The 11,348-nt window shown below is 59.9% G+C and carries 12 protein-coding genes; 9 read left to right on the plus strand and 3 right to left on the minus strand.

Translation table 11 applies throughout. The annotated features are described in order from the left end of the window. Positions 1-7: 7 nt before the first annotated feature. Positions 8-607, minus strand: coding sequence for a nitroreductase family protein (locus tag J3A65_RS18055; RefSeq protein WP_092665198.1), 600 nt, complete (start codon positions 605-607; stop codon positions 8-10). A gap of 140 nt (positions 608-747) precedes the next feature. On the opposite strand from J3A65_RS18055, the gene J3A65_RS18060 reads away from it, so the two are divergent. The 4 genes from J3A65_RS18060 to J3A65_RS18075 all read left to right on the plus strand — a co-directional run bounded on the left by J3A65_RS18060 (position 748) and on the right by J3A65_RS18075 (position 4,519). Beyond that, positions 748-1,590, plus strand: coding sequence for a fumarylacetoacetate hydrolase family protein (locus tag J3A65_RS18060; RefSeq protein ID WP_209902638.1), 843 nt, complete (start codon positions 748-750; stop codon positions 1,588-1,590). A 172-nt stretch (positions 1,591-1,762) separates the two neighbouring features. Beyond that, positions 1,763-3,055 (plus strand): polyhydroxyalkanoate depolymerase, encoded by a 1,293-nt coding sequence (gene phaZ, locus J3A65_RS18065; RefSeq protein WP_209902640.1) that lies wholly within the window; start codon positions 1,763-1,765, stop codon positions 3,053-3,055. Between the two features lie 163 nt (positions 3,056-3,218). Beyond that, a complete protein-coding gene (locus J3A65_RS18070; RefSeq protein WP_092665207.1) occupies positions 3,219-3,659 on the plus strand; it encodes a DUF2852 domain-containing protein in 441 nt (146 codons plus the stop codon). 98 nt (positions 3,660-3,757) lie between these two features. Further along, positions 3,758-4,519: a SprT family zinc-dependent metalloprotease gene (locus tag J3A65_RS18075; RefSeq protein ID WP_209902642.1), complete on the plus strand. Its 762-nt coding sequence runs from the start codon at positions 3,758-3,760 to the stop codon at positions 4,517-4,519. A 36-nt stretch (positions 4,520-4,555) separates the two neighbouring features. Here the strand turns inward: J3A65_RS18075 and J3A65_RS18080 are convergent, their stop codons facing one another. After that, entirely contained in the window at positions 4,556-5,533 is a 978-nt protein-coding gene (locus J3A65_RS18080) for a cell wall hydrolase (protein ID WP_245341582.1), read from the minus strand. 306 nt (positions 5,534-5,839) lie between these two features. Here J3A65_RS18080 and J3A65_RS18085 point away from each other — a divergent pair, with 306 nt between their 5' ends. From J3A65_RS18085 to J3A65_RS18105, 5 genes are read left to right on the plus strand one after another with little or no spacing between them, the layout of a single operon-like run. Beyond that, the gene (locus tag J3A65_RS18085; RefSeq protein WP_113167242.1) at positions 5,840-6,490 is read left to right on the plus strand and encodes a phosphoribosylanthranilate isomerase; all 651 of its coding nucleotides are present in this window, start codon (positions 5,840-5,842) and stop codon (positions 6,488-6,490) included. 11 nt (positions 6,491-6,501) lie between these two features. Continuing rightward, positions 6,502-7,722 (plus strand): tryptophan synthase subunit beta, encoded by a 1,221-nt coding sequence (gene trpB, locus J3A65_RS18090; RefSeq protein WP_209902645.1) that lies wholly within the window; start codon positions 6,502-6,504, stop codon positions 7,720-7,722. A gap of 2 nt (positions 7,723-7,724) precedes the next feature. Next, the gene (trpA, locus tag J3A65_RS18095; RefSeq protein WP_209902646.1) at positions 7,725-8,564 is read left to right on the plus strand and encodes a tryptophan synthase subunit alpha; all 840 of its coding nucleotides are present in this window, start codon (positions 7,725-7,727) and stop codon (positions 8,562-8,564) included. A gap of 44 nt (positions 8,565-8,608) precedes the next feature. After that, entirely contained in the window at positions 8,609-9,505 is an 897-nt protein-coding gene (accD, locus tag J3A65_RS18100) for an acetyl-CoA carboxylase, carboxyltransferase subunit beta (RefSeq protein ID WP_192078917.1), read from the plus strand. Between the two features lie 42 nt (positions 9,506-9,547). Further along, positions 9,548-10,900: a folylpolyglutamate synthase/dihydrofolate synthase family protein gene (locus J3A65_RS18105; RefSeq protein ID WP_245341584.1), complete on the plus strand. Its 1,353-nt coding sequence runs from the start codon at positions 9,548-9,550 to the stop codon at positions 10,898-10,900. 85 nt (positions 10,901-10,985) lie between these two features. Here the strand turns inward: J3A65_RS18105 and trxA are convergent, their stop codons facing one another. Then, positions 10,986-11,306 (minus strand): thioredoxin, encoded by a 321-nt coding sequence (gene trxA, locus J3A65_RS18110; protein ID WP_062462956.1) that lies wholly within the window; start codon positions 11,304-11,306, stop codon positions 10,986-10,988. Positions 11,307-11,348 lie beyond the last annotated feature (42 nt).

Consider the following 11,348-nt stretch of genomic DNA (forward strand, 5'->3'; position numbering starts at 1 on the left):
GAAACAATTATTCTTCGCCGGCAAACCTTCCTTCGAAAGCGACTTCCGATACAGGCTTGCGCTGGCTTGGAACCTCACGCTCGCGCAAGTCCTCCGGCAGCGTGTCCTTGGCTGCCATGCGCCCGATCGCCGCTGCGGCTTCCACCCTGAAACCCTCAGGCAAACCAAGTTCGCCAACAGCCTTTTCCTTGTCGAACCCTTCCATGCCATGCGCATGATACCCAAGCTTCATCGCCTGGCAGATGATTGAGAACCACGCGGCGCCCGTGTCGAAAGAATGCGTATAGCCCTCGCGACGTTCGCCATCCTTGGAAACGCGATAGGTTTTCGACACGAAGAAGACCAGCGCGCCCGCGTTTTCTGCCCAGCGCCGATTGCCCGGAACGAGTAGATCCGCAAGTCTGGTGAAATCCTCGGTGCCATGTAGCGCGTAGACAAAGCGCCAAGGCTGGCTGTTGCCGGAAGAGGGCGCCCAATGCGCGGCATCCAGAATGGTCAGCATCGTTTCCCGATCTATGGCTTCCTTCTCGAAGGCCCGCGGCGACCAGCGATCCAGAAAGAAAGCGTCGATTGGAAATTCCGAGGTCCGGCTGTTGCTGGTCGTCATAGTGTCCTCTCAAGTTTGGGTCTTACCCAATCTAGGCAGTTAGGGCTGCTTTGCAATGAACCGCAGATGGCAGAAAGAGGGGTGACAATCGCGCCTCTTTTTTGCATAAACACTTGTCTGACAACTGGAGGAATAAGACCTTGAAATTGATGCGTGTAGGACCTGTGGGCCAGGAGAAGCCGGCATTGCTCGATCAGGATGGCAAGATCCGTGATCTGTCTGGCCATGTCGCGGATATCGGCGGGGAGACGATTTCGCCCGAGGGTTTGACTAAGATTGCCGCGATCGACGCGTCGACATTGCCGGAACTGTCTGCCGATCGGATCGGCGCCTGCGTGACGGGCACCGGCAAGTTCATCTGCATCGGCCTCAACTATTCCGACCACGCGGCCGAGACCGGCGCCACCGTGCCGCCAGAACCGATCATCTTCATGAAGGCCACCTCCGCCATCGTCGGACCCAACGACGACGTCGTCATTCCGCGCACATCGGAAAAGACCGACTGGGAAGTTGAACTCGGTGTCGTCATCGGCAAGACCGCGAAATACGTGTCGGAAGCCGAGGCGCTGGATTACGTTGCCGGCTACTGCCTGACCAACGACGTCTCCGAACGCGCCTTCCAGACAGAACGCGCGGGCCAGTGGACCAAGGGCAAGTCCTGCGACACGTTCGGACCGATTGGCCCATGGCTTGTCACCAAGGACGAGGTCGCGGATCCGCAGAACCTTGGAATGTGGCTGACGGTCAACGGCGAAAAGATGCAGAACGGCTCATCCAAGACGATGGTTTACGGCGTCGCCTTCCTCGTCTCCTATCTCAGCCAGTTCATGTCGCTGCATCCGGGAGACGTCATCTCCACGGGTACGCCTCCGGGCGTCGGCCTTGGCCTCAAGCCCCCGCGCTTCCTGAAAGCCGGCGACGTTGTCGAACTCGGCATCGATGGTCTCGGCACCCAGAAACAGACATTCGTCGCCGATATCTGATCGATCGCTGGCATCGGCAAGGCGTGCTGCAGCGAGGGAAGGGCGGTGGTAAACCGCCGCCCTTTCATAACTCCCTCCACAAGTGCTAGCCTTGCTGCATTCCGATGGCGGAACGTTTTGCCCGCCACCGCTTTGACGGATATCGGACCAGGGATGAGGAGAGCCCGATTTCATGTTCTACCAGCTCTATGAGTTGAACCATGCCGCCATGGCGCCGTTCCGGGCCGCCGCGGATGCCATGCGCTTCATGTCCGACAACCCGATGAACCCGTTCGCCCAGACAGCACTTGGCCGCTCCATGTCGGCCAGTCTCGAAGTGTTCGAGCGGATGACGCGACGCTATGGAAAGCCGAGCTTCAATCTTCCGGAAACGGTGGTCGACGGTAAGCCGGTCATGGTCACCGAAGAGATCGTCTGGGCAAAGCCCTTTTGCAATCTCCTGCATTTTCGCCGCGATCTGCCCGCCGCGCGCCCGGCCGACCAGAAGATCCTGCTCGTCGCGCCGATGTCCGGTCACTATGCCACCTTGCTGCGTGGCACGGTCGAGGCGTTGCTTCCGCATGCGGATCTCTACATCACCGACTGGATCGATGCCCGCATGGTTCCGGTCACCGAGGGCAGCTTCGATCTCGACGATTACATCGACTACCTGATCGAGATGCTGCATCAGATCGGTCCCGGCACCCATGTGGTCGGCGTCTGCCAGCCATCGGTGCCTGTGCTTGCCGCCGTTGCGGTGATGGAGACCCGCGGTGATCAGATGGCGCCCGCCTCGATGACGCTGATGGGTGGACCGATCGATACCCGCAGCAATCCGACAGCCGTCAACAAACTCGCCGGAGATCACCCACTCGAATGGTTTCGCGACAATGTCATTATGAGCGTACCGTTTCCGCAGCCGGGCTTCATGCGGCGCGTCTATCCGGGCTTCCTGCAGCTGTCAGGCTTCATGTCGATGAACCTTGACCGCCACGTCACCGCTCACAAGGAGTTCTACGAGCACCTCGTCAAGAACGATGGCGAGCCTGCCGAAAAACACCGCGAATTCTACGACGAATATCTCGCGGTGATGGATCTGACGGAAGAATTCTATCTGCAGACCGTCGATGCCGTGTTTATCCGTCATTCCTTGCCCAAGGGCGAGATGATGCATCGCGCGATGCCTGTCGATACGAAGGCGATCCGTTCCGTTGCTCTTCTGACGGTAGAAGGCGAAAACGACGATATTTCCGGCGTCGGCCAGACAAAGGCGGCGCACACGATTTGTCCGAATATCCCGGATGACAAGCGCCAGCATTACATGCAGCCCGATGTCGGGCATTACGGCGTCTTCAACGGCTCGCGTTTCCGCAGCGAAATCGCCCCCCGCATTATCGAATTCACCCGCAAGCATGCCATGGCCGATACCAAAGCTGCCAAGCCCGCATCCCGGAAGCGCAGTACCAAGGGTGATTCGCCGACCTGAGAGCAGATCCGGTTCGATGCCGGTAGCTGGATTTCTCCAAGGTATTTCAGCATGTTCTTGGATTTAGCGACCTGTCTTCTTGAAGGCGGGTCTGAGGCTCACCAAATCGGATATCATCGGGCTGGCATCAGGCCACTCCGCATTGAATTGAAGGGTGTAACCCATGAACCAGTCTGCATTGATTCGTCCGGAATGGACGCCGGCCACCATTGGTTTAATGGTGCTCGGTTTCGTGGTCTTCTGGCCGCTTGGCTTGGCTATGCTTGCCTATATCATCTTCGGGGATCGGCTTCGCGGCTTCAAGCGCGATGCCAATAATCGCGCCGACGAATGGGCCGGCAAGACCAGCCGATGGTTTTCCAGAAGCCGCGCCGCTGGCTACAACACGCATTTCTCGACAGGCAACGTTGCCTTCGACGATTGGCGCAAGGCCGAACTCAACCGCATGGATGAAGAACGCCGCAAGCTCGACGAGATGCGCGACGAGTTCGACAACTACTCCCGCGAGCTTCGCCGTGCCAAGGATCAGGAAGAGTTCGATCGTTTCATGCGCGAGCGCCGCAACAGCAACGCTTCCGGCCAGAACCCGGTCGTCGACGTCTGATCGGTCAAACGGATCTTCTGAAAGCGTAACGAGCCGGCGTCCTTGCGACGCCGGCTTTTTCATGAGAACGGTTCTCTCGAATCGGCTAGAAAGGCTACATGTTCGCGCTCCTCAAAAAGCCCCTTCGCGCCCGCTCGAAACCGCTCGAAACCGTGAAGCGCACGCTTGAAGTCGGAAACCGCGCTTTGCCGCTGACGATCAAGGAAAACAGTCGCGCCACTCGTATCACGCTGCGCATCGAGCCCGGCGGCCGCGCGCTTAATCTCACTGTGCCGGCAGGCCTTCGGAAAAGCGAGATCGAGGAATTTCTCGAGCGCCATCAGCGTTGGCTGCTCACGAAGCTCTCGAAATTCTCCACCGACAATCCCATCCGCTCAGGCGGCTTCGTGCCGATTCGCGGCGTTCAGCACCGCATCGACCATACCGGAACGCTTCGCGGCCTGACGGAAATCGCCGTGGTCGATGGCGTGCCGGTGGTAAGGGTAAGCGGGCTGGAGGATCATCTCGGCCGTCGGGTCGCGACATTTCTGAAAAAAGAAGCACGTAGAGATATGGAGTTGCTGGCTTTTCGCCATGCCGCATCGATCCGCAAGCCGGTCGCATCAGTCACGCTGAAAGACACGAGAAGCCGGTGGGGATCCTGTTCCTGGGATGGAAACCTGAGCTTTTCCTGGCGCATCGTCATGGCGCCGCCGCTGGTGATCGATTACCTCGCAGCCCACGAAGTGGCGCATCTGAAGGAAATGAACCACGGGCCAAAGTTCTGGGCTCTCTGCCACCAGCTTTGCCCGAGGATGGAAGAGGCGCGCAAATGGCTGAAGCAGAATGGCTCGCAGCTTCACGCGCTGGATTTCAGCTGAAGCCCGGCTAAAACAAACGGAAACTGGACGAAGAGATCAAGGTGTAGCTGTGCGAGCCGGGAACTGACGCGGAGTCGGCGCGACCATTACCATGTCGCCGGCTGTGTCGGTCTTGGCACCCGCCGGGCGCCGTTTCGGCAGAGGCCCGCTATTGGGCAAGGCTTCAGTCGAAAGAATGGCGGCACTTGCCGCATCCATGCCAGCGCCGGCCTGGTAGGCCTGCATCATGCTGGGCGAATGGGAAACAGGCTGCACTGTTGCGACAGCGGCGGAAGATGTGTCGGCAACCGTTGTGACAGAGGCAACGCCCGGCAAGGGCTGCTGCGTTGCTGCGGACGCAACGGCAACGGGGCTTGGTGTCTGTTCACGAACAGGCTCGGCCCGTGCGATCATGCTCATCGCTCCCGGCGTTGGTACGATCGTCCCTTCAGCCATCATGACATAGGCCCCGGCAGGCTTCGGCTCTGGCGTCTGCAAGTTGCCGTCCTCGTCGCGCTTTTCGTAAAACACGTTGCCGCCGGCATCAGCCACGTAATGCATGTTCTTGTAGGGGAAGCGCAGGCCCTTCGTGTGGAAGAACATCGCTTCCTTCACATCGGGGTGGCGCTTGCCCTTCAGCACGGCTTCCGCTGCTTCATTCAGCTGCGGCGCAGTGTTTTCGTCCATCTTGCGGGTCATCACACCCGGCGCGAACTGCTTTTCCTGCCCCACGACACCACAGATCGTCTCAGGGTAAAGACCTGAGGTCAGGCGGTTCATGATGACGCTGCCGACAGCCATGAAACCATCGGGGCTGCTGCGCCTTGATTCGAAATACATCGCGCGCTTGAGGCATTCGCGGTCGCTGGACGAATAGGTGTAGACCTGCTTTGCCGAACCCATATTGACCTGGGCAGTTCGTGTCTTCGAAGACTTGGAATCGAGCGACGCAGTCGTCTGAGTGCAGGCTGAAAGAGCGCTCACCGCGGCAAGGCACATTGCAGCGCGCACAAAGTTCGCACCTCTTGCCGCCATGACTACCCCCTGCGAAAACATTTCAAGAAACAATTTGCTGTGGAATAAGTTACTGGCAAAACCCTAATAAATCAAACCTGAATCGAGAACGTCTATTTTTCCGGAAAAACCTGCTCTTTTGCCCGAGGTTCTGGTTGTGATGATGTCGGCGAGCATGTCCTTGCGCGTGCAGGATCGTGGCGGAGAACCGAATCACACCCCGGAAGATTGCCTGAGGTCTTGAGAAGAGGAGTCCGTGCCGAACTGTCACGCCACCAAACCGCTGAAGGGCTCGACTCCGGGCGCGTTTCGTGCCAATCCGCGCACATGAAACCGGATATCAAGATCTGCGGCCTCAAGACTGAAGAAGCGGTCGATCGTGCGGTGACGCGCGGCGCAACCCATATCGGCTTTATCTTCTTCCCCAAGAGCCCGCGTAACATCGCGCCCGAGATCGCCGGCGACCTGGCAGACCGGGTGCGTGGCAGAGCTAAGATCGTTGCGGTCACGGTGGATGCCGATGACGAGGAACTGGACGATATCGTCTCGCTGCTTCGCCCGGACATGCTTCAGCTCCACGGTCATGAGAGCCCGGAACGGATTTTGCACGTCAAGGCGCTCTACGGTCTGCCTGTCATGAAGGCGTTTTCTGTCAAGTCCGCGGATGATCTTGCAGGGGTCGATGCCTATATAGGTGTGGCTGACCGTTTTCTGTTCGACGCGAAGGCACCGGCGGGCTCCGATCTTCCGGGCGGCAACGGCATTTCCTTCGACTGGAAGGCCATGGCGTCGCTTGACCAGAGCGTGGATTACATGCTTTCCGGGGGCCTGAACAAGGATAATGTCGCGACTGCGCTCTCATCGACGCGGGCAAGCGGCATAGATGTATCGTCCGGTGTCGAAAGCGCGCCAGGCGCCAAGGATCTGGGCATGATCGATGCGTTCTTCGATGCGGCAGACGCCGCTACGAAACGCTGAAGGAGTTGAAAGTGAACGAGACCCCAAAATTGAATTCGTTCCGTTCCGGTCCCGACGAGGACGGTCTCTTCGGCATTTTCGGCGGCCGCTTTGTCGCGGAAACCCTGATGCCTCTGATCCTGGATCTGCAGGGCGAATGGGAAAAGGCCAAGACCGATCCCGCATTTCAAAAGCAGCTCACCGATCTCGGCAAGCACTATGTCGGCCGCCCCAGCCCGCTCTATTTCGCCGAGCGCATGACGGCAGAACTCGGTGGCGCCAAGATCTATTTCAAGCGCGACGAGCTCAATCACACCGGCTCCCACAAGATCAACAACTGCATCGGCCAGATCCTGCTTGCCAAGCGCATGGGCAAGACCCGCATCATTGCTGAAACCGGTGCCGGCCAGCATGGCGTCGCGTCAGCCACGGTCGCCGCGCGCTTCGGTCTGCCCTGCATCGTTTACATGGGCGCGACAGATGTCGAGCGCCAGGCACCCAATGTCTTCCGCATGAAGCTTTTGGGTGCCGAGGTGATCCCTGTCACGTCAGGCCACGGCACGCTCAAGGATGCCATGAACGAGGCATTGCGCGACTGGGTCACCAATGTCGATGACACCTATTACATGATCGGCACCGCTGCCGGTCCGCATCCCTATCCGGAAATGGTCCGCGACTTCCAGTCGGTGATCGGCCGCGAAACTAAGGAACAGATGCTGGAAGCCGAAGGACGTCTGCCCGACATGCTGGTAGCAGCCGTTGGCGGTGGATCGAATGCGATCGGCCTATTCCATCCGTTCCTCGATGATGACAGCGTCAGGATCGTCGGCGTCGAAGCCGGCGGCAAGGGCCTGAACGGCGAGGAGCACTGCGCCTCGCTGACGGCAGGCTCGCCTGGCGTTCTGCATGGCAACCGCACCTATCTGCTGCAGGATGGCGATGGCCAGATCAAGGAAGGTCATTCGATCTCGGCCGGTCTCGACTATCCCGGCATCGGCCCGGAGCATTCCTGGCTGAAAGACATGGGACGTGTCGAATACGTCCCGATAATGGATACAGAAGCGCTCGAAGCCTTCCAGTTCCTGACGCGCACCGAGGGCATCATCCCCGCGCTCGAACCCTCGCACGCACTGGCCGAAGTCATGAAGCGCGCACCAAAGATGTCCAAGGACGAAATTATCGTCATGAACCTGTGCGGTCGCGGCGACAAGGACATCTTCACTGTCGGCAAAATCCTTGGAATGGGGCTCTGAACATGACCGCACGGATGGACAAGCGTTTTGCCGATCTGAAGGCCGAAGGCCGCCCGGCACTGATCACCTACTTCATGGGCGGCGATCCCGATTTTGCCACGTCGCTGGCCATCATGAAGGCCCTGCCGGATGCCGGCGCCGACGTGATCGAACTCGGCATGCCCTTTTCCGACCCGATGGCCGATGGTCCGGCAATCCAGATGGCGGCGCAGCGCGCGCTGAAAGGCGGCCAGACACTTGCCAAGACGCTGGATCTCGCCCGCGAATTCCGCAAGACCGATGCCGCGACGCCGATCGTCATGATGGGCTACTACAATCCGATCTATATCTACGGCGTCGACAGGTTTGTTGATGACGCGCTGGAAGCCGGAATCGACGGCCTGATCATCGTCGACCTGCCGCCTGAAATGGATGATGAGCTTTGCATCCCGGCGATCGCCAAGGGGCTGAACTTCATCCGTCTGACCACGCCGACCACGGACGAAAAGCGCCTTCCGACCGTTTTGCACAACACGTCCGGCTTCGTCTATTACGTCTCGATGAACGGCATTACCGGATCCGCTCTGCCGGATCTGTCGCTGATCTCGGGCGCTGTCTCCCGCATCAAGGGTCATACCGACCTGCCGGTCTGCGTCGGCTTCGGCGTCAAGACTGCCGACCATGCACAAGCCATCGGCGCTGCGGCTGACGGTGTTGTCGTCGGCAGCGCGATCGTCGCGCAGGTCGCCGGCAGTCTCACCAAGGATGGCGCTGCGACACCAGATACGGTATCTGCCGTTTCCACCTTCGTCCGCGGCCTGGCCACCGGTGTGCGTTCCGCCCGCCTTGTTGCCGCCGAATAACTGGCCCAGATAGGCCTGACAAGTCCAAACTCGGAGTACGCCAAGTGAACTGGATCACCAATTACGTCCGGCCGCGCATCAACTCCATGCTCGGCCGTCCCGATCGGGACGTTCCGGAAAATCTCTGGATCAAATGCCCGGAAACCGGGGAAATGGTCTTCCACAAGGATCTCGAAGAGAACAAGTGGGTCATTCCCGCCTCCGGCTTCCACATGAAGATGCCGGCCAAGGCGCGTCTGAGAGACATGTTCGACGACGGCGAGTTCGAATCGCTGGTGCAGCCGAAGGTCGCCCAAGATCCGCTCAAGTTTCGCGACTCCAAGAAATATGCTGACCGCTTGAAGGACAGCCGTATCAAGACCGATCAGGAGGACACTATCCTCGCCGGTCTCGGTTCCGTCCATGGCGTTAAACTCGTCGCCGTCGTGCACGAATTCAACTTCATCGGCGGTTCGCTCGGCATGGCGGCCGGCGAAGCGATCGTCAAGGCGGCCGAGCGTGCGCTGAAGGAAAAGTGCCCGCTGGTGATCTTCCCGGCTTCTGGCGGCGCCCGCATGCAGGAAGGCATCCTGTCGCTGATGCAGCTGCCCCGCACCACGGTTGCCGTCGACATGCTGAAGGAAGCAGGCCTTCCCTATATCTGTGTGCTGACCAACCCGACCACCGGCGGCGTGACCGCTTCCTATGCCATGCTCGGTGATGTCCATATCGCCGAACCGGGCGCCGAGATCGGCTTTGCCGGCAAGCGCGTGATCGAACAGACCCTGCGCGAAAAGCTGCCAGAAGGCTTCCAGACAGCAGAATACCTGCTTGAGCACGGCATGGTGGATATGGTCGTCAAGCGCCACGATATCCCGGCAACGCTGGCGCGGATCCTGAAGATGCTGATGAGACAGCCCGATCAGGAATTCCTTGCCGCCCCTGTCGCCGTCAGCGCCTGAACACCGGTTCTGACCTAACGTGATCGGAGCCGGAGCTTCGGGATGACGACGATGAACCAGCCCGTGGCAAGTGCGGCCGAGCAGGAAATCGAGCGGCTGATGACCCTTCACCCGAAGGGTTTCGATCTGTCGCTCGAGCGCATTACCCGCCTCCTTGAGGTGCTCGGCAAGCCACATCTGAAACTGCCGCCGGTCATTCATGTGGCCGGCACCAACGGCAAGGGGTCCTGCACCGCCTTCTGTCGCGCGCTTCTCGAAGCGGGTGGCTACGCCGTGCATGTCCACACCTCGCCGCATCTTGTGCGCTGGCACGAACGCTTTCGCATTGGCGTCAAGGGCGGCCGCGGCCAGCTTGTCGATGATGCGCTGCTGGCGGATGCGCTTCGCCGCGTCGGCGATGCCAATGCCGGCCAGATGATCACCGTGTTCGAGATCCTGACAGCGGCAACCTTCCTGATCTTCTCCGAGCAGCCGGCCGATGCCGTGGTGCTGGAAGTGGGCTTGGGCGGTCGTTTCGACGCGACCAACGTCATCGTCGATCCGGCCGTCTCGGTCATCATGCCGATCGCGCTCGATCATCAGGCCTATCTCGGCGACAAGGTCGAACTGATCGCGGCCGAAAAGGCCGGCATCATGAAACGGCGCCGCCCCGTTGTCGTCGGCGCCCAGGATTTTGATGCGGCCCGCGAGGTTCTGGTTGCGACTGCCGAACGGCTGGGCTGTCCGCTCTCCATTTATGGCCAGGATTTCTCCGCCCATGAGGAATTCGGCCGGCTGATCTACCAGGACGAAGACGGCCTGCAAGACCTGCCACTGCCGCGCCTTCCCGGTCGCCACCAGTTCGCCAACGCCGCTGCCGCCATCCGCGCCGTCAAGGCCGCCGGTTTCACGGTGACGGACGCGACGATGGAAAAGGCGATGGGCATGGTTGAATGGCCGGCCCGCCTGCAAAAGCTGGTCGAAGGCAAACTGCTCGAATTCGCGCCCCCGGGTTCGGAAATCTGGCTTGACGGCGGGCACAACCCGGCCGGAGGCGAAGTGATTGCCGAAGCCATGGCCGCCTTCGAGGAACGCCAGCCCCGGCCGCTCTACCTCGTCACCGGCATGATCAATACAAAGGATCCCGTCGGCTATTTCCGGGCCTTTGCGGATCTCGGCGAACACGTCTTTACCGTCCGCATCCGCGATAGCGAGGCAGGCCTTGATCCAGTTGTGCTGGCCAATGCTGCGTTCGACGCTGGTCTGGTGGCCGAGCCCGCGGGTTCCACCATCGAAGCCTTGCAGGAAATCACCCGCCGCCAGCTGCCCGGCAGTCCGCCGCCCCGTATCCTGATCGGCGGCTCGCTCTATTTCGCCGGCAATGTACTCGCCGACAATGGCACGCCACCGGTCTGATGACGGACAGGATCTATCAACAGCAGATAACAAAAAACCCGGCTGATCGATCAGCCGGGTTTTTAGATTCACGTGAAACAGAAGCTTAAGCGGCGCTGGAGATCCAGGCTGCTAGAGCCGTCTTTGGCGCAGCGCCAACCTTGATGTCGGCCACTTCGCCGCCCTTGAACATGGCAAGGGTCGGGATCGAGCGCACACCAAACTGGGCAGCCAGTTCCGGGTTCTCATCGATGTTCAGCTTGACGACCTTCACCTTGCCGGCGAGTTCCGTCGAAATCTCTTCAAGGCTCGGAGCGATCATCTTGCACGGGCCGCACCATTCAGCCCAGAAATCGACGACGACCGGCTCTACGGCGTCCAGAACTTCAGCCTGAAAATTGTTTGTATCGACTTTCACGGTAGCCATTGGGCTCTCCTTCGATTCTTGTTGACCCAGATGTGAGATCGG

Origin of the sequence: Rhizobium sp. PvP014 (assembly GCF_017876855.1) — a bacterium.
GTDB lineage: Bacteria > Pseudomonadota > Alphaproteobacteria > Rhizobiales > Rhizobiaceae > Neorhizobium > Neorhizobium soli.